Source organism: Sedimentibacter sp. B4 (assembly GCF_000309315.1).
GTDB lineage: Bacteria > Bacillota > Clostridia > Tissierellales > Sedimentibacteraceae > Sedimentibacter > Sedimentibacter saalensis.
The window spans coordinates 49,451-71,863 of sequence record NZ_CANG01000906.1 but is presented as its reverse complement, the minus strand read 5'-3'; the positions used below and the strand labels follow the sequence as shown (position 1 = coordinate 71,863).

At 36.3% G+C, this 22,413-nt stretch carries 25 protein-coding genes; all 25 read left to right on the top strand.

Translation table 11 applies throughout. The features are described from left to right. Window positions 1-3: 3 nt before the first annotated feature. Entirely contained in the window at window positions 4-609 is a 606-nt protein-coding gene (locus BN358_RS14695) for a histidine phosphatase family protein (RefSeq protein WP_019227138.1), read from the top strand. A gap of 42 nt (window positions 610-651) precedes the next feature. Next, window positions 652-1,848, top strand: a complete 1,197-nt coding sequence (locus tag BN358_RS14690) for an acetate/propionate family kinase (protein ID WP_019227137.1) — start codon at window positions 652-654, stop codon at window positions 1,846-1,848. Window positions 1,849-1,923: 75 nt separating this feature from the next. Further along, a complete protein-coding gene (locus tag BN358_RS14685) occupies window positions 1,924-2,427 on the top strand; it encodes a DUF177 domain-containing protein (RefSeq protein ID WP_019227136.1) in 504 nt (167 codons plus the stop codon). Between the two features lie 12 nt (window positions 2,428-2,439). Continuing rightward, the gene (gene rpmF, locus BN358_RS14680; RefSeq protein WP_019227135.1) at window positions 2,440-2,619 is read left to right on the top strand and encodes a 50S ribosomal protein L32; all 180 of its coding nucleotides are present in this window, start codon (window positions 2,440-2,442) and stop codon (window positions 2,617-2,619) included. 93 nt (window positions 2,620-2,712) lie between these two features. Then, a complete protein-coding gene (gene plsX, locus BN358_RS14675; RefSeq protein WP_019227134.1) occupies window positions 2,713-3,711 on the top strand; it encodes a phosphate acyltransferase PlsX in 999 nt (332 codons plus the stop codon). Then, window positions 3,708-3,947 carry an acyl carrier protein gene (gene acpP, locus BN358_RS14670; RefSeq protein WP_019227133.1) on the top strand — a complete coding sequence of 80 codons (240 nt, stop codon included), beginning with the start codon at window positions 3,708-3,710 and terminating at the stop codon, window positions 3,945-3,947. Before plsX ends, acpP begins: the two co-directional genes overlap by 4 nt. 146 nt (window positions 3,948-4,093) lie before the next feature. Continuing rightward, window positions 4,094-4,807, top strand: a complete 714-nt coding sequence (gene rnc / locus BN358_RS14665) for a ribonuclease III (protein WP_019227132.1) — start codon at window positions 4,094-4,096, stop codon at window positions 4,805-4,807. Then, window positions 4,800-5,876: an elongator complex protein 3 gene (locus BN358_RS14660; protein WP_019227131.1), complete on the top strand. Its 1,077-nt coding sequence runs from the start codon at window positions 4,800-4,802 to the stop codon at window positions 5,874-5,876. Before rnc ends, BN358_RS14660 begins: the two co-directional genes overlap by 8 nt. Window positions 5,877-5,884: 8 nt before the next feature. Further along, the gene (smc, locus tag BN358_RS14655) at window positions 5,885-9,445 is read left to right on the top strand and encodes a chromosome segregation protein SMC (RefSeq protein ID WP_019227130.1); all 3,561 of its coding nucleotides are present in this window, start codon (window positions 5,885-5,887) and stop codon (window positions 9,443-9,445) included. Window positions 9,446-9,554: 109 nt separating this feature from the next. After that, window positions 9,555-10,484 (top strand): signal recognition particle-docking protein FtsY, encoded by a 930-nt coding sequence (ftsY, locus tag BN358_RS14650; protein WP_019227129.1) that lies wholly within the window; start codon window positions 9,555-9,557, stop codon window positions 10,482-10,484. A gap of 225 nt (window positions 10,485-10,709) precedes the next feature. Further along, window positions 10,710-11,057, top strand: a complete 348-nt coding sequence (gene ylxM / locus BN358_RS14645; RefSeq protein WP_019227128.1) for a YlxM family DNA-binding protein — start codon at window positions 10,710-10,712, stop codon at window positions 11,055-11,057. Between the two features lie 6 nt (window positions 11,058-11,063). Further along, window positions 11,064-12,422 (top strand): signal recognition particle protein, encoded by a 1,359-nt coding sequence (gene ffh / locus BN358_RS14640; RefSeq protein WP_019227127.1) that lies wholly within the window; start codon window positions 11,064-11,066, stop codon window positions 12,420-12,422. Between the two features lie 88 nt (window positions 12,423-12,510). Continuing rightward, on the top strand, window positions 12,511-12,774 hold the full coding sequence (rpsP, locus tag BN358_RS14635) for a 30S ribosomal protein S16 (RefSeq protein ID WP_019227126.1): 264 nt from the start codon (window positions 12,511-12,513) through the stop codon (window positions 12,772-12,774). An 11-nt stretch (window positions 12,775-12,785) separates the two neighbouring features. Further along, window positions 12,786-13,016 carry a KH domain-containing protein gene (locus BN358_RS14630; RefSeq protein ID WP_019227125.1) on the top strand — a complete coding sequence of 77 codons (231 nt, stop codon included), beginning with the start codon at window positions 12,786-12,788 and terminating at the stop codon, window positions 13,014-13,016. A 25-nt stretch (window positions 13,017-13,041) separates the two neighbouring features. Next, window positions 13,042-13,542 (top strand): ribosome maturation factor RimM, encoded by a 501-nt coding sequence (gene rimM / locus BN358_RS14625; protein ID WP_019227124.1) that lies wholly within the window; start codon window positions 13,042-13,044, stop codon window positions 13,540-13,542. Continuing rightward, a complete protein-coding gene (gene trmD, locus BN358_RS14620; RefSeq protein WP_019227123.1) occupies window positions 13,539-14,255 on the top strand; it encodes a tRNA (guanosine(37)-N1)-methyltransferase TrmD in 717 nt (238 codons plus the stop codon). Before rimM ends, trmD begins: the two co-directional genes overlap by 4 nt. A gap of 101 nt (window positions 14,256-14,356) precedes the next feature. Then, window positions 14,357-14,704 (top strand): 50S ribosomal protein L19, encoded by a 348-nt coding sequence (gene rplS, locus BN358_RS14615; RefSeq protein ID WP_019227122.1) that lies wholly within the window; start codon window positions 14,357-14,359, stop codon window positions 14,702-14,704. A 44-nt stretch (window positions 14,705-14,748) separates the two neighbouring features. After that, window positions 14,749-15,609 carry a ribosome biogenesis GTPase YlqF gene (gene ylqF / locus BN358_RS14610; RefSeq protein ID WP_019227121.1) on the top strand — a complete coding sequence of 287 codons (861 nt, stop codon included), beginning with the start codon at window positions 14,749-14,751 and terminating at the stop codon, window positions 15,607-15,609. Window positions 15,610-15,713: 104 nt separating this feature from the next. Continuing rightward, window positions 15,714-16,346, top strand: a complete 633-nt coding sequence (locus BN358_RS14605; protein ID WP_019227120.1) for a ribonuclease HII — start codon at window positions 15,714-15,716, stop codon at window positions 16,344-16,346. A 10-nt stretch (window positions 16,347-16,356) separates the two neighbouring features. Beyond that, a complete protein-coding gene (locus BN358_RS14600; RefSeq protein WP_019227119.1) occupies window positions 16,357-16,782 on the top strand; it encodes a thioesterase family protein in 426 nt (141 codons plus the stop codon). A 92-nt stretch (window positions 16,783-16,874) separates the two neighbouring features. Next, entirely contained in the window at window positions 16,875-17,540 is a 666-nt protein-coding gene (gene deoC / locus BN358_RS14595) for a deoxyribose-phosphate aldolase (RefSeq protein WP_019227118.1), read from the top strand. Between the two features lie 86 nt (window positions 17,541-17,626). After that, window positions 17,627-18,733 (top strand): BMP family protein, encoded by a 1,107-nt coding sequence (locus tag BN358_RS14590; protein WP_019227117.1) that lies wholly within the window; start codon window positions 17,627-17,629, stop codon window positions 18,731-18,733. Between the two features lie 80 nt (window positions 18,734-18,813). Beyond that, window positions 18,814-20,358, top strand: a complete 1,545-nt coding sequence (locus BN358_RS14585) for an ABC transporter ATP-binding protein (protein WP_019227116.1) — start codon at window positions 18,814-18,816, stop codon at window positions 20,356-20,358. Continuing rightward, on the top strand, window positions 20,336-21,439 hold the full coding sequence (locus tag BN358_RS14580; RefSeq protein WP_019227115.1) for an ABC transporter permease: 1,104 nt from the start codon (window positions 20,336-20,338) through the stop codon (window positions 21,437-21,439). Before BN358_RS14585 ends, BN358_RS14580 begins: the two co-directional genes overlap by 23 nt. Beyond that, a complete protein-coding gene (locus BN358_RS14575) occupies window positions 21,436-22,389 on the top strand; it encodes an ABC transporter permease (RefSeq protein ID WP_019227114.1) in 954 nt (317 codons plus the stop codon). The genes BN358_RS14580 and BN358_RS14575 overlap by 4 nt, the downstream gene beginning before the upstream one ends. The last annotated feature ends 24 nt before the right edge of the window (window positions 22,390-22,413 follow it).

The window sequence follows — 22,413 nt, the reverse complement described above, 5'->3', positions numbered from 1 at the left end:
ATTATGATATACTTAGTTCGGCATGGGGAATCCCTGTCCAATATAACAAAAAGATACAGCGGCATAACTGATGTGGAACTGTCAGAAAACGGCAGGGAACAGGCGCTTATAGCTGCAATGAATTTAAAAGATGCTCATATTTCAAATATATTCTCAAGCCCTCTTAAGAGAGCATTTGATACTGCAAAAATCATTTCAAAAGAAAACAATTTTGACATAAATAAAATTGCTGTTGAAAAAAAACTTATTGAAGTGAATTTTGGAATTTTTGAAAATATGACATGGGAAGAAATGCGGGAGAATCACCTTGAAGAAACTGAAAAATGGATCTCTTTAAGACATAAATATAAATTTCCTCAAGGGGAATCATATGAAGACATAATAAAAAGAGTATCGGGTTTTTTCGACAAGGTTCCTGACAATTCCGTTGTGGTAACTCACTTCGGAGTAATACAATCGGCTTTGCTCTACCTTAAAATTGCCGACGATAAAGATTTGTGGAAATATGAAATATCAAACTGCGACATAGTGGTATTAAACAATAACAAATTTGAAAAAATAATAAAATGCTGTCCGGAAACGGCATCAGCAAATGACAAAAGTTTTTAAAATCTTATGATTTTATATATAAATAACTCATGGAGGAATAAAATGAATGTATTAGTAATTAACTGCGGAAGTTCATCATTAAAATACCAGTTAATAAATATGAATGATGAAAGTGTATTGGCTAAGGGTCTTGTTGAAAGAATAGGTATCGAAGGCAGTGTTTTGAAACATGAAAAAACAGGAATGGATAAGGTTGTTATCCAGGAACCTATGAAAGACCACAAGGATGCAATCAATCATGTGTTGACTGCTCTTGTTGATGCTAACTACGGAGCTGTTAAGTCATTAGATGAAGTTGATGCTGTTGGACACAGAGTTGTACACGGCGGAGAAAAATTTGCTGATTCAGTACTTATTACTGATGAAGTTATAAAGGCTATGAAGGAATGCATTGAACTTGCACCTCTTCACAACCCACCAAACATAATCGGTATTGAAGCTTGCCAGGAATTGTTGCCATCAGTACCTATGGTAGGAGTATTTGACACAGCTTTCCACCAGACAATGCCTCCTGTATCTTACATATATCCGCTTCCATACGAATTATATGAAGAACTTGGAATCAGAAGATATGGATTCCACGGAACATCTCACAAATATGTTTCTGAAAGAGTTGAAGCTTTAACAGGCAAAGAACTTGAAGGAATGAAAATAATCACTTGCCATTTAGGTAACGGAGCAAGTCTTACAGCTATAAAAGATGGAAAATCATTTGACACAAGTATGGGAATGACTCCTCTTGAAGGACTCGTAATGGGAACAAGATGCGGAGACATAGACCCTGCAATAGTTACATTCCTAATGAACAAGAAAAACATTTCAGCTGAACAAGTTGATAACCTCATGAACAAAAAATCAGGAGTTCTTGGAATTTCAGGCGTAAGCAGCGACTTCAGAGACATTGAGGGTGCAGCAGATGAAGGAAATACAAGAGCACAGCTTGCTTTGGATAAATTTGCGTACACAGTTAAGAAATATATAGGTTCATATGCTGCAGCAATGGGCGGCGTTGATGTATTGGTATTCACAGCCGGTCTTGGCGAAAACTCTGCTCCTGCAAGAAAACAGGTTTGTGAAGGACTTGAATTCCTTGGAGTTGAAATTGATGATGCAAAGAACAACACAAGAGGAAAAGAAGCAGAAATTTCCAAAGATAACTCAAAAGTTAAAGTATATGTTATTCCTACAAACGAGGAATTGATGATAGCAAGAGACACAAAAGCACTTGCACACAAATAAAAGTGTAAAATAAATTGCTTGACAAAAGATTTAATTTCTCTTATAATTAACTCTGCGAATGAAAAGGGTGGTACTATGTTAATTCGAGTAAATAAGTTTTTATCATCTGATGCATTATCTTTTAATGTTAATGAAAATTTTGTCATAGATGACGAAGATTTTTTAGCAAAAACACATCTTGATAAGAACATTGAATTCAGAGGAGATATTTTCAAGGTTGAAGACAGTGTTTTGTTAACGGGCACAATCAAGTACACCTTTGCGGATGTTTGTGCAAGGTGCCTGGAAGACTTTGACAATACTGTTGTAACAAAGTTTGAAGCGGTTATTGTGTCAAAATTAAGCGAAGATGAAGAATCTGATGAAATTCAGCTAGTAATTACAGACGGATGTGTTAATTTGGACGAAATTATAAAACAGATGATTTATTTGTCCATGCCTATGAAGTCCTTGTGTAAACAAGACTGCAAAGGTATATGCCCGACTTGCGGAGTAAATTTAAATTTAGAAGAATGCAAATGCGAAAACAATTTAACAGATCCGCGATTTAATAAATTAAAAGACCTGTTGAAGGATTAAGGAGGTGTTACAATGGCAGTACCTAAGAGAAAAACTTCCAAAGCTAGAAGAGATAGAAGAAGAACTGCGAAATCTAGATTAACAGTTCCAAATACTATAGAATGCCCACAGTGTCATGAACCAAAGCTTCCTCACAGAGTATGTGGAGCTTGTGGATTTTATAACGGCAAAGAAGTTATGAGCGTTGAGTAAAAAGTAGTGCGAATGCACTATTTTTTTATTGCAAAACAAATGCGTCTACGTTATACTAGTCTATGAGAAAAATATAGGAACAAGAGGTGCTATATGAAAGTCGCAGTAGACGCCATGGGTGGCGACAATGCGCCTGAGGCTATTGTCAAGGGCAGCATACTTGCCAGAGATGAGTACAACTTAAGTGTTATACTTTCCGGAAAAGAAAAGGAAGTAAAACAATTGCTTGAAAAGTACACATCAAGCTTTAACAAAATTGAAATTATTAATGCAGAAGAAGTTATCACTAACGATGACAAGCCTGTAATGGCAATCAGGCGCAAGAAAGATTCATCATTGGTGGTAGCATGCAATGCAGTTAAAAATAAAGAAGCTGATGCTGTTGTTTCTGCCGGAAGCACAGGAGCGCTGTTAAGCGGAGGAACACTCATTGTCGGAAGAATTGAAGGTATTCAAAGACCTGCAATAGGCTCGCTCATACCAAACATGAGCGGAGGTTTTGCACTTTTAATTGATTCCGGCGCAAATGTGGATTCAAAACCCGAATTTCTATATGATTTCGCTATGATGGGAGACATATACCTCAAAAAAGTCATGAATGTTGAAAATCCCCGTATTGCACTTGCCAATATTGGAGCAGAGAAGTCAAAGGGAGACAAATTAACTGTCGAAACTTATGAACTTCTTGAAAACACAAAATTACCAATGAATTTTATCGGTAATATTGAAGCAAGAGAAATACTTCAGGGAAAAGCGGATATAATAGTTTGTGACGGTTTTGTTGGTAATATGATTTTAAAAACTTTAGAGGGAACTGTGCTGGAACTTATGAAGGGACTCAAAAATGAACTTATGTCATCAACGAGGACAAAAATAGGCGCAGCACTTATAAAGCCTGCATTGATGAATTTCAAAAACAAATTTGATTATTCAGAACATGGAGGAGCACCTTTATTGGGAGTAAAAGCTCCTGTAATAAAAGCTCATGGAAGTTCCGATGAAAAAGCAATTAAAAATGCCATTCGTCAGGCTAAAATGTGCTGCGAGAGCAATGTAAATGAATTGATTGAAGAAAGTATAACAAGGAGGTGATTGATGTGTTTGAAAGAATTAAAGAGCTTATAGCTGATAAATTAGGTGTTGATCCTGAAGATATAACACTGGAAACATCTTTTACAGATGACCTGGAAGCTGATTCTATAACATTGTTTGAATTGGTAATGGCTATCGAAGACGAATTTGATATCGAAATTGATGACGAGAGCATTGAACAAATCAATACAGTGGGAGATATTGTCAATTACTTAGAAGAAAGCATTGATATGTAATTATATTTATTTTATAATAATATATTGAGAACATAATTTAGGGACGCAGAAATGCGTCCTGTATATTAAATTAAGTTATAATTATTTATTATATTTATGAAACTTTTCGTGAGCATAATAAACAATTATAATCATTGGGAGGAACAGTGATTATAGATATTAAGGAACTAAACGAATTTGAGGAAATAATCGGTTACAGTTTTAAGAACATTGAAATATTGGAAAAATCTCTTACACACAGCTCCTATTCAAATGAAGATAAATCATACAGCAAGGTAAACAACGAAAGGCTAGAATTTTTAGGTGATGCTGTATTAAGTATTACTGTAAGCCGCTTCATTTTTGATAAATTTCCGGATTATCCGGAAGGAGACCTTACAAAACTAAGATCTCAGGTTGTGTGCGAAGACACATTAAGCCTTGTTGCGGCAAATCTTCAAATTGGAAGATTCCTTCTTCTTGGAAAGGGCGAGGAAGCATCAGGAGGAAGAGAAAGAAAATCAATACTTGCCGATGCTGTAGAAGCAATAATTGCAGCTATTTACATTGACGGAGGATATAGAAAGGCTGAGGAATTTGTACTTGACAATCTCACAAAGTATATTCAGCTGGCGGTGAAAGGAAAAATAGTCACAGATTTTAAATCATATCTTCAGGAATATTACCAGAGCAAAAGTCAGTCGTGCAAAATCAGATATGTGGTGACAAAAGAAGAAGGACCTGACCATGAAAAGATGTTCCATGTAAATGTCCTTGTTAACAAGACCGTTGTTGGTAAAGGAACAGGTAAAAGCAAGAAGCTTGCTGAACAAGATGCCGCTAAAAATGCATTGAAGTCAGAAGGTCAGTTAAATGAATAAAAAAATGAAAATAATTCCTGTGTTTGTTCCTCATATTGGATGTCCCAATGACTGTGTGTTCTGCAATCAGAAAAAAATTACAGGCATGGGCACAGTTGCCCCAAGCGGCAAATATGTCAAAGATATTGTGGAAGAATACAGAAAAACAATCAATGAAGACACCTACACAGAGCTGGCATTTTTTGGAGGATCTTTTACGGCAATTGATATAAATATGCAGGAAGAGCTTCTTGCTGCAGGCAAACATTACAAGGACATGGGAGTTGTTGATTCTATAAGGTGTTCCACAAGACCTGATGCCATTACGGACGATATTTTAATATTGCAAAAAAAATACGGCATGGACATCATAGAACTTGGAATTCAAAGTCTTGATGATGAGGTTCTTAAGAAATCAAACCGTGGTCACAGCAGAAATGATTCCATAAATGCCAGCATGCTCATAAAAAAACACGGATTTGTTCTGGGTCATCAGATTATGCCTGGACTTCCGGGAAGCACAAGAAAAAAGGATATAAAGACTTGTCTTGACTCCATAGCAATGCATCCTGACATGGTTAGAATTTACCCCACCCTTACAATCAAGGACACGGAACTTTTAAACATGTATGAGGAAGGTGCTTACAAGCCCCTCTCTTTGGAAGAAGCCGTTGATATTTCAGCAGTCATTTACAGCCATTATGCTGTAAACAATATAAATGTTATAAGAATAGGCCTTCAAAACTCAGATTCCATCAATGAAGGGGAAGATGTGGCTGCAGGTCCGTTTCATCCTGCCTTCAGGCAGCTGGTTGAAGAAAAATTATATTTGTCTTCTTTAATTGCAGCTTTAAATAATGAAGAACTTAATGACAAACATATAATAATAGAGGCTGATGACAAACTCATGAGTTTTCTTGCAGGACAAAAAAAGTCAAACGTTAAGAAACTAATGGAAATTTTTCATCTAAAGCAAATTTCATTTAAAAAATTAAACAATACTGACGAAATAATAATATATGACAAAAATAAGAAAATAGGAAGTTTTGACAAAAGCCTTATTTTTCAAAACTATCTAGATCTGCAATAGGGGGAAATATGTTTTTAAAAAAGGTATATGTCAATGGATTTAAATCTTTTGCAGAAAAAACTGAAATTGTAGTTGAACATGGAATAACTGCAGTTGTAGGTCCAAACGGAAGCGGCAAAAGCAACATATCCGATGCAATCAAATGGGTTCTTGGAGAGCAAAGTGCCAAGTCTTTAAGAGGGGGCAAAATGGATGATGTTATTTTTGCTGGAACTGAAAAGAGAATGCCTCTGGGATATGCAGAAGTAAACCTGATTTTTGACAACGAATCAGGAATTATTCCTGTGGAATACAAGGAAGTAAGCATCAAAAGAAAGCTTTACAAAACAGGTGAAAGCGAATATTACATAAACAAGCAACAGTGCAGGCTTAAAGATATCAAGGAACTGTTCATGGACACGGGAATAGGAAGAGACGGCTATTCATTTATAGGACAAGGCCGCGTTGAGGACATCTTAAGCCCCAACTCTGAAACAAGAAGACAGGTTTTTGAAGAAGCCTCAGGCATTGTGAAGTACAAGTCAAGAAAGGAAGAATCTGAAAGGAAGCTTGAAAAAACAAGCGACAACCTTGACAGAATCGAAGACATAATCCATGAGCTTGAAGAGCGCATTGAGCCTCTTCACGAACAAAGCAAGCGTGCAAAGCAGTACATTGACATCAAAAACAATTTAAAGCTGTATGAGCTAAACTATCTGGCCCATGAATACGAAAAGCACAACGAGCAGCTGAGGGCCCTTGAAAATCAAAAGAACATTGCAATTGAAGAAAAGCAAAATCTCCAAAAAAGAAGGGATGCCATTGCTGAAACAATTGTATCTCAAAAGGAAAAAATAAGCGACCTTCAGTTAATAATTAAGGAGCTTGAAGCTGAAAGAGACATACGAAACAAGGAATTTGAAAGCTGTCAGAGCCTGTGCCAGGTTCATCGTGAAAAGAAAATACTTTACAAGAGCAACATTGAAAACATAGAAAAAGAAATAGAAGAGACAAACAATAGAAATGCAGCTCTAAATGAAAGTATAGAATTGTTGTGTGCAGAAAAAAAAGACCTTGAAGAAACATTGAACAAAGACACTAAAAAATTCAACTCAATGAATGAGGAAATCAAGGAATACAAAGCTAAAATTGACGATGTTGTAGCAAAAATCGAGGAACAAAAAAGCAGCCTTTTCGAGCTTCACAAGGAAATAAACAAACTGAACAGCCAGAAAAGCACTATTGATTCATTCATTTCTAACGATGAGGAAAGAATTGAACATCTTGCTAAAGAAGTGTCCACAGAAGAAGAAGACATGAAAAGTAAGCTTGACATAATCACAAAGCTTAAGGAAGAGCAGGAAAGTACAAAAGAATACATAGCTGAAAAAAGAACCGAGCTGAATAAAGAATCCGGTAATCTCAGTAAAAAGGAAAATGAAAGAGAATCTCTTAATCAAGACATCAAAAAGACTGGTGAAGACCTAAGCAGCGCCAGGTCAAAAATGAACATACTTTCAAACATGGAAGCTTACTACGACGGATACTATAAAAGTATCAAGACTGTAATGAACAACAAGGACAAGGAACCTGTTTTAAAATCCATACTTGGAACAGTGGCAGACATTATTAAGACTGAAAAGGAATATGAAACTGCAATTGAAATAGCTCTTGGTTCAGCAATTCAAAATATAATTGTAAAAACTGAGCAGGAAGCAGGTAATATAATTGATTATCTGAAAAGAAACAAGGTGGGACGAGTCACATTCCTGCCAATAAACATGCTTCAGGAAAGAGGATTGTCTGCAAAAGAGCAGGAAGTTCTCAAGGATAAAAGCGTAATCAATACTGCTGACTTGCTTGTAAACACAAATCCGGAATATGAAAGAGTAATTAAGTTTCTGCTTGGCAGAATCCTGGTTGTGGACAACCTGGACAACGGATTTAAAATTTCAAGACGTCTTGGAAACTCATTAAAAATAGTCACTCTTGCAGGAGATGTGATCAATGCAGGGGGTTCCGTAACAGGTGGACACATAAGCAGCAACCAAAACCTTTTGGGAAGAAAAAGAGAAATTGAAGAATTGAAGGAAGCTGCAGAAAAATATACCGCTCTTTTAAATGATAAGAATGATAAATTAAACAATGCTATAAAAGCAATCAAAAATATAAGCGAAGCAATCAGTGATATTAAGGCAACAATAAACGACAAAACAAATTTAATTGGAATGAACGCTTCAAAGATAAACATGCTTCAGGAACAGGCGGACAAGACTGCTTCGGCCATAAAAAAATACACTGAAGAAATGCATTATATACAGGAAGAAAGTACAAAATACAAAGAAGACCTTAAGAAAATATTTTTACAAACGGAAGAGCTTAAAAAACAAGTCGAAGAAAAAGAAAAGGCAATTGAAGCAATTTCCCTGGAAAATGAAGCAAATAAAACAAAGTATGATGAATACAACGCTGTTATTTTAGGTCAGAGAGATCATGTTGCTGAAATAATTCAGCAAATAAAACTGAAGGAAGAAAAAATCAACAACATACAATCTGAAATTGAAAGAAACAACATGCTTAAATTTTCAAAGGATGAAAATTTGAAAAGCATTTACACAGAAATCCTTACTGCTGAAAATGCAATTGCTGATTTTAGCAAAAAAGCAGAAACACTCAAGGAAGAAATAAATAAGATTAATGAAGTTTTCAAAACGAACAAGGAAAATCTTGATATAAGCCAAAATGAAATATACGAATATCAGAATAAAATAAATGAAGCAAACAAAACAATCACAGAAATTCTTGATGATGAAAACAAGATGAATGTGAAAATTGAAAGAGAAATTTCAAAGGTTGAAGAAATATCCTCGAAACTTTGGGAAGACTATGAATTAAACTACGCCATGGCTTTAAAGTATAAGGATGACTCCATAAGTCAGTCAAGACTGTACAGCGAAGTTAATGCATGCAAGAAGGCAATTAAGGACCTTGGAAACATAAACATAGACGCAATTGAAGAATATGAGGAAGTTAAAGAAAGGTACGACTTCCTTAAAAGTCAGCAAAAGGACCTTGTAGATGCCAAGGAACAGTTAAATGACGTTATAAAAGAACTTGAAGTTCAAATGCGTGATAAGTTCGTTGAGGAATTTGCCAGCATCAGAGTTAAGTTTAATGAAGTGTTCAAGAAACTTTTCAACGGAGGAAACGGAGATGTGTATCTGGAAGACGAAGACGATGCACTCAACAGCAACATTGAAATAACGGTCCAGCCTCCAGGAAAGAAACTCAGCAAAATAACTCTTTTATCAGGAGGAGAAAAGGCTCTTACGGCCATTGCACTTTTGTTTGCAATTTTAAAGACAAAACCAACACCATTCTGCATCCTTGACGAGATTGAAGCAGCACTTGATGATGTAAACATAAATCGCTTTTCTCAATACCTGAAGGAATTTTCAAGAGAAACTCAGTTTATAGTAATAACTCACAGAAAAGGAACAATGGAATGCGCAGACACTCTTTACGGTGCCACTATGGAAGAAAAGGGTGTTACAAAGCTGGTGTCACTGAAGCTGTCAGACGCCATATAACAATTAAGAGTGAAGAATTAAGAATTAGGAATTAATTGTGGAGATTTATGTGAAGCATAAATCTCTACATCAATTATTAGTATTCATTATTCATAAAAAAGGAGAACACATGGATAAGGAAAAAGAAAAAAAGGGCTTTTTTGCCAGGTTAAAAGAAGGCCTTTCAAAAACAAAAAAAAACCTAACTGAACAAATTGAAAATATTGTATTTGCACACAGAAAAATCGATGATGAATTTCTGGAGGAACTTGAAGAAATTCTTATTACTTCTGACATGGGAATGGAAACTACCATGGACATCATTGAATATATCAAGCAGGAAGTAAGAAAAAACAAGCTTGAAGACACTTCTGAAATTAAAAATGTAATAAAAAAATATCTTGTGAACATGCTTGAGGAACACGAAGACAAAGAACCATCTGAAAATCAGCAAAGAATAATTCTTATTGTGGGAGTTAACGGAGTTGGTAAAACAACTTCCATTGGGAAATTAGCATACAGGTTCAAGGAGCAGGGTGAAAAAGTAATTGTTGCAGCAGCAGACACATTCAGAGCCGCAGCAGTTGAGCAGCTGAAAGAGTGGTGTACAAGAGCTGATGTAGAAATAATTGCTTCAGAAAACGGCACTGATCCGGGAGCGGTTATATTTGATGCCATTCAGGCTGCTAAGGCCCGTAAAAGCGACATACTTATTTGCGACACAGCAGGAAGACTTCACAACAAGAAAAATCTAATGAATGAATTGAGCAAGATTTTCAAAATAGTAGACAAGGAGTTTTCGGAGGCTAAAATTGACGTATATCTTGTAATAGATGCTACAACAGGTCAAAACGGAATCATTCAAGCGAAGCTTTTCAGCGAAACTTGCAGCATAAATGGTCTGATTCTCACAAAGCTTGACGGCACAGCCAAGGGCGGAATTGCATTCCCAATAGTAAATGAACTTAAGATACCTATAAAGTATGTTGGAGTGGGAGAAAAAATCGACGACCTTCAGGACTTCAATGCAGAAGACTTTGTCAATGCAATCTTTGAATAACGGTATTCAATTAAGAACTCTTATTAATTAAGAATTAAGAATGAAGAGTGAAGAATTATTGATTGAAATCAGGCTATGCCTGATTTCTTCATTTAATTCTTAATTCTTAACTCTTAATTTTTCATTTAGAAAAATTTTAAAAAAATTTTCTAAAAACAGTTGACAAATGGTCTGAAGTAAGGTAGAATTCACTGTCAAGCAAAATACTTTACAGTAGGTGGTTATATGTCAGAGAAAAATTTTTTATATAGCATCCTGTACGATTATTATGGAGATTTGCTTAAAGACAACCAGGCAAACATAATAGACCTTTATTACAATCAGGACCTGAGCTTATCTGAAATTGCCGAAGACATGAACATCAGCAGGCAAGGTGTCCACGATGCATTGAAAAAGGCTGAAAAGAGTTTGACAGAGTATGAAGATAAAATGAAACTTCATTACAAGTATGACAGATATTATAAAGCAGCTGAAAATATTTTGAGGCTGTGCTCACTCATAAATGACGAAAAATACAAAGATACTGTTGAAAATATAGTTAACGAAGCCGGAAAAATATTAAACGAAGGGTAGAATCGAATGTTTGAGAATTTATCTGATAAACTGCAAAGCACGCTGCAAAAACTTAAAGGCAAAGGAAAGCTTTCTGAAAAAGATATAGACCTTGCAATGAAGGAAGTCAAGATGTCCTTGCTTGAAGCAGATGTAAACTATAAAGTTGTTAAAACATTTGTTAATAACGTAAAGGAAAGAGCATTAGGCTCAGAAGTAATGGAAAGCCTTACACCGGGACAACAGGTTGTGAAAATAGTTCACGAAGAACTTGTTAAGACCATGGGACAGCAGGGCGAAAGCAAACTTAAATTTAATCCTAATGACATAACATACTTTATGATGTGCGGTCTTCAAGGTGCAGGTAAGACTACTGCAACAGGAAAGCTTGCAAGAAAACTTAAAAAAGATGGGAAAAAACCTCTGTTGGTTGCCTGCGACATATACAGACCTGCTGCCATTAAGCAGCTTGAAGTTGTGGGTGAAAGCGTAGGAGTTCCTGTGTTCCAGATGGGCGATAAAACAAGCCCTGTAACAATAGCCAAAGAAGCGACGAAATATGCCATGAAGCACGGCATTGACGTTGTGATAATAGATACCGCCGGTCGTCTGCACATAGATGAAAGCCTAATGGATGAGCTTGTTCAGATAAAACAGACAGTCAAGCCGGAAGAAATATTGCTCCTTTTGGATGCAATGACAGGTCAGGATGCTGTAAAGGTTGCTGAAACATTCAACCAGTACCTTGACATAACGGGAGTAATCCTCACAAAGGTTGACGGCGACGCCAGAGGTGGAGCTGCATTGTCCATAAGAAATGTTGTGGAAAAACCTATTAAGTTCCTGTCAGTGGGCGAGAAAATGGATCAGCTTGAAATTTTCTATCCTGACAGAATGGCTTCAAGAATCCTTGGCATGGGAGATGTTCTTTCAATAATTGAAAAGGCACAGGATGCTTTTGATGAAAAACAAGCCATAGAAATGCAGAAGAAGCTAAAGAAACAAGACTTCAATCTTGATGACTTCTTGCAGCAGCTTCAGCAGATGAAAAACATGGGACCTCTTGAAGATTTGCTTGGAATGATACCGGGCATAGGACAGAACAAAAAGCTTAAGGATTTGAAAATCAATGAAAAAGAACTGGTTTTCACTGAAGCCATAATACAGTCCATGACAAAGAAAGAAAGAGCAAACCCAAATATCATAAATGGAAGCAGAAGAAAAAGAATTGCAGCTGGAAGCGGCACATCAGTTCAAAGAGTAAATCAGCTCTTGAAACAATACGATGATATGAAGAAAATGATGAAAAAATTCTCCGCCATGGAGAAGACAATGGGCAAGAAAAAAGGTTTAGGCGGTATGGGCAGATTTAAAATGCCGTTCTAAGATGCCCTAACCCTGCGGGATGTATTACAGTTGTTAGAATTAGGATTTTCCTTTTTCATATATAAAAAGATTATAAGGAGGTGACAATATGTCAGTTAAAATTAGATTAAAAAGAATGGGTTCCAAAAAGAAACCTTTTTACAGAATAGTAGTTGCTGATTCTCGTTCTCCAAGAGATGGACGTTTCATTGAAGAAATAGGATTCTACAATCCAGTTTCTGAACCAAAAGAAATAAAAATCAACGATGAAAGCGCAATAAAATGGTTGAACAACGGAGCAAAACCTACAGATACAGTTAGCATGTTATTCAAGACTAACGGTATTTATGAAAAAAGAGATGAAAATAAATAAGAGGTGATATAATGGGTGAATTAGTAGAATATATAGCAAAATCACTAGTTGATAATCCCGATCTTGTAACGGTCAATGAAGTTGAAGGCAGTCAATCACTGATAATAGAATTAAAAGTTGCTCCTGATGACATGGGTAAGGTAATCGGAAAACAAGGCAGAATCGCAAAGGCTATAAGAACTGTAGTCAAAGCTGCTGCCACAAAAGAAAACAAAAGAGTTATAGTTGAGATTATTCAGTAGTTCCATGTAATGGACAGAGGTAAAGATGAAAGAATATATAAAAGTTGGAAAAATAGTAAACACTCATGGAGTCAAGGGATGTTTGAAATGCATACCGTTGACCGATGATATGGAAAGATTTGATGAACTTCTGTATGTCTATACTGAAAAAGACAACAAAAAGCGAAAAATCAAAAATGTGTGGTACCGCAAAGGATTGGTTTATCTGGAGCTTGAAGATATTAATGATATGGATGCTGCAGAATCTCTAAGAAACACATTTATTTCCATATATGATGACCAGCTTAGAGAATTGCCTGAAGGTTCTTATTATTTGTTTGATCTTGAAGGAATGGAAGTATATTCTGATTTAGGAGAATATATCGGAAAGATAAGTGAAATTTATCAGACCGGAGCTAATGATGTCTACGAAGTTAAGGACAAAAATAAATCATATTTAATACCTGCTGTCAAGGAAGTTATCAAGGAAGTCAGCGTTAAAGAAAAGAAAATGGTTATACATGTCATTGAGGGGTTGCTGGAATGAAATTTGACATAGTTACATTATTTCCAGAGCTTATTGATATTTATACAAAAAACGGAATCATCGGCAGAGCTGTTGAAAACAGCCTGTTTAACATTGGATATGCCAATCTTCGGGATTATTCTGAAGACAAGCATAAAAAGGTAGATGATTATCCCTATGGCGGTGGACCCGGCATGCTTATAAAGCCTGAGCCCATGTTTAACGCCCTAGATGCTATAAAAAAAGATAATTCATATATTATTTATTTATCACCAAAAGGCAGTTTGTTTAATCAAAATAAAGCAAAAGAACTATCCAAAAAAGAGCATATTGTGCTCATTGCAGGGCATTATGAAGGCATAGATCAAAGAATCATAGACAGATATGTGGATGAGGAAATATCTATGGGAGATTATGTCCTCACAAGCGGCGAGCTTCCTGCACTCATGCTTATTGATGCAGTCGGAAGATTGTTGCCTGGAGTCTTGGGATGTGATGAATCTTCTGTAGAGGAATCTCACAGCGGAAGTTTACTGGAATATCCGCAATACACCAGACCGGAAAAATATAAAGACATGGAAGTTCCGGAAATTTTATTGTCCGGGCATCATAAAAACATAGAAGAATGGCGTTTATATAAGGCAATTGAAATTACCTTAAAAAGACGTCCTGATATGATAAAGGACAGCAGCATAATTGAAAAATACAACAAATTATCTGTGAAATACAAATAAAGGTTGTATGTGTTCAAGCTCTGTGATATAATGCACTAGAGTATACGGCGGTCCTCTGTACAAAGAGTAACAAGAACGCTTAGGCGAAGGGAGGTATACAAATGGACTTAATTAAATCTATAGAAAACGAACAGCTTAAAGGTGATGTTACACCTTTCAATGTTGGAGATACAATAAAAGTACACGTTAAAATAAAAGAAGGTAACAGAGAAAGAATCCAGGTTTTCGAAGGCGTTGTTATTAGAAGACAACACGGAAGCAACAGAGAAACTTTCACAGTAAGAAAAATTTCTTACGGAATTGGAGTTGAAAGAACATTCCCTGTACATTCACCAAAGATTGAAAAAATCGAAGTAACTAGACGTGGTCAAGTTAGACGTGCTAAATTGTTCTACCTGAGAGAAAGAACTGGTAAGGCAACTAAAGTTAAAGAGTTGAAGAATTATTAATTGAGGGCGGATGTCCTCAATTTTTTTTGAAAGAAGAGGTATATATGAATATAAATTGGTATCCGGGTCACATGAAAAAAACAAAAGATCTGCTTCAGGAAAATATAAAGCTGGTCAATATTGTAATTGAAGTAATAGATGCGAGGATTCCTGCAAGCAGCAAGAATCCGGACTTTGACAGTTTGTTCAAAGACAAGAAAAGGCTCATAGTTTTAAACAAATACGACCTTTCAGATCCAAACTTAAACAAACAGTGGGAAGAGTATTACAGAAGCAAGGGTTGGAGCGTTGTTCTTTACAACTCAACAAACAACAAGGAATTAAAGAAACTGGAAGCAGCAATTGCTGAAGCTTCAAAGGAAATTGTAGAAAGATATAAAAATAAAGGAATTCTTAACAGGACCATAAAAGCAATGATAGTTGGAATCCCAAATGTGGGCAAATCAACTCTCATAAATTCCCTGTGCAAAAGAAAAAGTGCCAAGACAGGAAATATGCCGGGCATCACAAAGGGCAAGCAGTGGATGCATCTTGCCGGCAACATTGATCTTTTAGATACGCCCGGAATACTGTGGCCGAAATTTGAAGATAAAATTGGTGCTTTGAACCTTACATTTACGGGAGCCATAAAGGATGAAGTGCTTGAGCTTGAAGAAATTTCATTGAAGTTTGTTGAAAAAATGGCTGAAATGGGTAAAGTCGATGCAATACTGGAAAAGTATGATATTGAAGCAGGACAAAAACCCCTTGATATTTTAGACAACATTGCATTTAAAAAAGGATACATTCTACCCAACAAGGATATTGATTATTTAAGGGTTGCAAATTTGTTGTTGAATGACTTCAGAGCAGGAAAATTAGGAAAAATTACTTTAGAAACACCAGAAAGTGCAATTAAGAATTAAGAGTTAAGAGTTAATAATTAAAAGAAAAAATCAGGCAGAGCCTGATTTTAACCACAATTCTTCATTCTTAATTCTTCACTCTTAATTTTATATGGGAGGGAAATATGCTTACAATTGAAAAAGAAATTTGGGACAAGGGTTACAATTATATTGCTTGCATTGATGAAGTAGGCAGAGGCTGCCTGGCAGGTAGCGTTGTTGCATGTGCTGTTATAATGCCTAAGGGCTTATTGATAGAAGGTGTGAATGATTCTAAAAAACTCACTGCCAAAAAAAGAGACAAGATGTACGACCTCATCATGGATTCTGCTGTTGCTGTAGGAATAGGCGAAATGGACTGCACAACAGTTGATGAGATAAATATTAAAAATGCCACTAAGCTTGCCATGATACAGGCAATAGCAAATTTGAGAGATAACGAAGGAAATGCTGTAATTCCTGACTACCTTCTCATTGATGCTGAAAAACTTGATCTTTCCATACCTCAGTCAAACATAATACATGGAGATGCAAGATGCCACGGAATTGCTGCAGCATCTATTATCGCAAAGGTGACCCGCGACAGGCAAATGGAAGAACTGGACAAAGAGTTTCCTCTTTACAGTTTTTCTAAAAACAAGGGCTACGGCACAAAGGATCATGTAAAGGCACTTCTTAAGTTTGGACCCATTAAAATTCATCGAAAAACATTTTTGAAAAAAATTCTGAACACAGACGAGCAGATGAATTTCTTGTAAAGGAGTATTTATGGACATTAAAAAATACATACACAAAGTACAGTATTATGAAACAGATCAGATGGGAATTGTTCATCACTCCAATTACATAAGATGGTTTGAAGAAGCAAGAATTTATTATTTGGAACAGTCAAATCTTAATTATGAAAATCTTGAAGCCGAAGGAATAATTAGCCCTGTAACAGCAGTTGAATGCAAGTACAAGTCACCTGCCAGGTTCGGTCAGTCGGTAAATATTAGCGTAAAACTCCAAAGCTTCAATGGAATTACATTTTCTATCACTTACGAAGTAACGGACCTTGTCACTGGCGAAATAAGGGCTGAGGGAAGTAGCAGCCACTGTTTTCTTGGAAAAAACGGAAGACTCATGTCACTAAAAAAAGAAAACAAAAAATATTATGACATGTTTTCACTTCTGGTAAATAAACATGAATAATCATAGAAGATTATTAGTCAGTGACTTTAAATTGACTAATTAACTTTTTTATGCTAGACTGTAATGGTAAAAAGATAATAAGGAGTCAACAAATGGAACAGTTTGAATTGATGAAACATATTGATCACACACTTTTGAAATCGTTTGCAACATGGGAAGACATACAAATTCTTTGTGAAGAAGCAATAGAATACAAGACAGCAACTGTATGCATACCTCCCACTTATATAAAACGAATTCGCGAGAAATACCATGACAAAATCAGTATTTGCACCGTAATAGGTTTCCCTTTGGGATATTCCTGCCTTGAATCAAAAATAACAGAATGTGAACAGGCAATTAAGGATGGAGTAGATGAAATAGACATGGTCATAAACATAAGCCATGTTAAAAACAAGGATTATGACAAGGCAAAAGAAGAAATCGAAGCAGTTAAAAAAGCAGCAGGTGAAAAAATAGTCAAGGTTATAATTGAAACATGCTATCTCACAGAAGAAGAAAAAATAGCTATGTGCCATGCTGTTACACAAGCTGCTGCAGATTATATTAAGACATCCACAGGTTTTGGCACAGGAGGTGCAACCATGGAGGATATAAGGTTATTTAAAAAACACATAGGTAAAAATGTGAAAATAAAGGCTGCAGGGGGAATTAAAACACTTGATGATTTAGAAGCATTTATCAATGAAGGGTGTTCCAGAATCGGAACCAGCTCAGCGATTAAATTGATAAAAGGCGGTAATGTTAAAGAATATTAACAGGGGGGAGGATATTGTTCGTTGTAAATTTTTATTGATTTATTAAATTTATTTAAATTAAAAAACAATAAAATAAGGAGATTATTATGAAAACTTGGAGAAAGATAGCCTCATTAATATTGGCTACAGCAATGGTATTTGCAATGACAGCATGTACAAAGGACCAAGGAAATCAAGCCAGCAGCGACAGTGCATCGGGAAAATATGAAATAGCACTTATTACAGACGTAGGAACAATTGACGACAAATCATTCAATCAGGGAGCTTGGGAAGGCGTAGTTGCTTACGCAGAAGAGAATAAGCTTACATACAAGTATTACAAGCCTTCTGAAAAATCAGACGACGCTTATCTTACTTCAATTGATCTTGCAGTGAAAGCAGGAGCAAAAATAATTGTGTGCCCTGGATATTTGTTTGAAAAGCCTGTATACAATGCACAGGATAAATATCCTGACATAAAATTCATAATTCTTGACGGATATCCTCATACAGGAGACTACACCCCGGTAGTAAAAGAAAACACATTATCTATATTCTACACAGAACAGGAAGCAGGATTTTTGGCAGGCTACGCAGCAGTTAAAGACGGTTATACAAAAATGGGCTTCATGGGCGGAATTGCAGTTCCTGCTGTTATACGTTTCGGATTCGGATATGTGCAGGGAGCAGATTATGCAGCTAAGGAACTGGGACTTGCTGATGGTTCAGTTAAAATCAAGTACACATATGTAGGAAACTTTGATGCAACACCGGAAAACATGGCTAAAGCAGCATCATGGTACAACGAAGGAACAGAAGTTATATTTGCATGCGGCGGAGCCGTAGGAAATTCAGTAATGAAAGCAGCAGAAACAGCAAAAACAAAAGTTATAGGCGTTGACGTTGATCAGTCTTCAGAGTCAGAAACAGTAATAACTTCATCAATGAAAAATCTGACAAAATCAGTTTATGATGCATTGACTGAATATTACGGCGGAAAATTCAGAGGCGGAGAAATTTTATATCTTGATGCAGGTGTAGGAGGAGTTCAGCTTCCTATGGAGTCTTCAAAATTTGAAAAATTCACTCAAAAAGACTACGATACTATTTACAACAAAATCATAAACAAAGAAATAAAAATACTTGGAGATCAGGATGCTGCGGATGCATCTAAACTTGAAACAACAAAAGTAGTGGTAGATTTAATAGATTAATTTGCATATTCAATTGTAAAAAGTGTCTTCAAAAAATTTAATAATGAAGACACTTTTTTGATATTGAAGAAGGAGAAATTATGGATTATGTGATTGAGATGAACAATATCACTAAAAGATTTGGAGACTTCAAAGCTGTGGATGATGTTACTCTCAAGGTTGAACGCGGAGAAATACATGCCCTTTTGGGAGAAAACGGAGCAGGCAAATCTACATTGATGAGCGTGCTGTTTGGTTTGTACACTCCTGAAGCCGGAGAAATAATCATTGATAAGAAAAAAGTAAAAATAAACAACCCCAATGATGCCAATGATTTAGGAATAGGCATGGTGCACCAGCATTTCAAGCTTGTTCACAACTTTACCGTCCTTGAAAGCATAGTCTTGGGCAAGGAAGACACAATAAACGGTTTTTTAAAAATGGATGAAGCAAGAAAAAAAGTCGAGAAATTAAGCGACCGATACAAGCTGAAAATTGATTCCGATGCATATATTTCAGATATTACAGTTGGAATGCAGCAAAGAGTTGAAATACTTAAAATGCTTTACAGGGACAACGACATATTGATTTTTGATGAGCCTACGGCAGTACTTACCCAGCAGGAAATTGAAGAGCTCATGAAAATTATGAGAGAATTGACGGAAGAAGGAAAATCCATAATATTCATTACACACAAGCTGAATGAAATCAAGGAAGCAGCAGATAGGTGCACAGTGCTTAGAAAGGGTAAGTACATTGGAACTGTGGATGTAAAAACAACCTCGAAAGAACAGATGTCTGAAATGATGGTTGGAAGAAAAGTAAGTTTCATAATAGAAAAATCAGATGTAAAAAATCTAAGTCCTGTTCTTGAAGTGAAAAACATGACAATCACAAACAAGTTTACAAAGAAAAGCGTTGTAAAAAATGTTTCCTTTGATGTTAAAAAGGGTGAGATACTTTGTATAGCCGGAATCGACGGTAACGGACAGTCTGAACTTGTGCAGGGAATAACAGGCCTAATGGCAATAAACTCAGGGCACATATTTTTAAACGGCAAAGATATTACAAAAAAATCAATACGTCACAAATGCATTGAAGGAATTGCTCACATACCTGAAGACAGACAAAGATATGGACTTGTGCTTGACTACAGCTTAAAGGAAAACGCTGTTTTACAAACATATTACCAGCAGCGTTTTCAGAAAAATGGAATCATAAAGTTTGATGCTGTTAGGGATTATGCAAAAAAACTTATCAGCCAGTATGACATAAGAAGCAGTCAGGGCGAAGATTCAATTGTAAGAGGAATGTCTGGCGGAAATCAGCAAAAGCTTATTGTTGCAAGAGAAATAGACAGGAATCCTGAAATAGTCATAGCTGTGCAACCGACAAGGGGACTGGACGTTGGTGCAATTGAATATATCCACCATCAGCTCTTGTCTCAAAGAGAAGATGGAAAGGCTGTACTACTTGTATCATTTGATCTGGATGAAGTTATGAATGTAAGTGATAGAATCCTTGTAATGTTTGAAGGAGAAATCGTTGGAGATTTAAATCCTAAAAGTACAACTGTGCAGGAGCTTGGTCTTTACATGTCAGGTTCAAAAAGGAGTGATAGCTATGAAAGCAAAAGCAAAGCTTAATTTAATAAACTCAGCTTGGGGTGTAAGCTTCTTGTCGGCTGTTATGGCCATTGCCATAGGTCTTCTTTTTGGCCTTGTGATACTTCTTGTAAGTAATGCCTCTGAAGCGTTGTCAGGATTTGCAGCAATAATTCAGGGAGGTTTTGCTGACGGTGCTAAGGGAATAGGAGATGTGCTGTACAATGCAACACCCATAATAATGACAGGCCTTTCCGTGGGCTTTGCTTTTAAAACAGGACTGTTCAACATAGGTTCGTCGGGACAGTTTACCATGGGAGCTTTTGCTGCTGTGTATGTTGGAATAAAGTGGACATTTCTATCAGGAAGCAGCCACTGGATTGTTGCCCTACTGGCAGCATGTATTGCAGGAGCTCTGTGGGGACTCTTGCCTGGAATACTTAAAGCAGTTGCTAACGTCCATGAAGTAATTTCTTCCATAATGATGAACTACATAGGAATGTACTTTGTGAACATGCTCATAGTTTCAAACATACATGACAAAATCAAAAATCAAAGCCTTCCTGTTTTAAAATCTGCAATAATTCCAAAAGCAGGCCTTGACAAGATTTTTGGAAGCCAGAATATAAACATAGGAATTTTAATAGCTGTCTTAATGGTTGTAATCATATATTTTCTTATAAATAAAACAACTTTCGGCTATGAGCTCAAGGCATGCGGCTACAGCAAGGATGCAAGCAAGTATGCAGGAATAAATGCAAGAAGAAACATAATTCTTTCAATGGTTATTGCTGGAGCTCTCTCAGGATTAGGAGGAGGTCTTTTGTATCTGGCAGGTTCAGGAAAATATCTGCAGGTTGTTGACATCCTTGCTCCTCAGGGTTTCAACGGGATTTCAGTTGCACTTCTTGGAATGTCAAATCCAATTGGAATTTTATTTGCTGGTCTTTTCATTGCCCACATAACAGTAGGCGGAGTGAATCTTCAGCTTTATTCATTTGCCCCTGAAGTAATAGACATAATCATTGCTGCGATTATTTACTGCGGAGCATTTGCTCTTCTTTTTAAAAACATAATTTTCAAGTTCAGCAAGAAAAAAGTAAAGGAGGATGAAAGCATATGAACACCATATATTTCATTTCCCAGCAGACCATGTTTTTTGCCATACCTCTTCTCATTGTTGCCCTGGGAGGAATGTTTTCCGAAAGAAGCGGTATTGTAAACATTGCCCTTGAAGGAATAATGGTTATGGGAGCTTTCATAAGCATTTCTTTCATAAGCATTTTTCAGGATAGATTAAGCGGACAGCTTCTTCTGATACTTGCAATTTTAGTTGCAGGACTTTCAGGTGCAATATTTTCGCTGCTTCATGCCTTTGCATCTATAAATATGAAGGCTGACCAAACAATAAGCGGGACGGCGCTGAACATGTTTGCTCCTGCATTTGCAATATTTGTTGCCAGAATGGTGCAGGGTGTCCAGCAAATTCAGTTTTCGGATACATTCCATATTGCAAAAGTACCTATTTTAGGAGACATTCCGTTAATAGGACCAATTTTATTTCAAAACTGTTACATAACAACTTTTATAGGAATTACCATAGCAATAATTTCTGAAGTAGTAATAAACCACACAAAATTTGGCTTGAGGCTTCGGGCATGCGGAGAATATCCACAAGCTGCAGATTCAGTTGGAATAAATGTATATAAAATCCGATACGCAGGTGTTATTATTTCCGGCACGCTTGCAGGCATAGGAGGGCTTGTTTTTGTAGTACCAACATCAACAAACTTCAATGCAACGGTAGCAGGCTATGGATTCTTGGCATTAGCCGTGCTTATATTCGGACAATGGAGAACAAAAAAAATATTTGTTGCAGCATTTTTCTTTGGCATTATGAAGACATTTGCATCAGCATATTCAGGAATTCCTTTTTTAAAAGGTCTTCCCATTTCCAACGAGGTTTACAAAATGATTCCTTACATTGCAACTCTTATTGTGCTTGCATTTTTCTCCAAGAGTTCACAGGCACCCAGGGCTGAAGGTATTCCATACGACAAGGGAATCAGATAAAATCGCTACGGCGATTTTTTTATG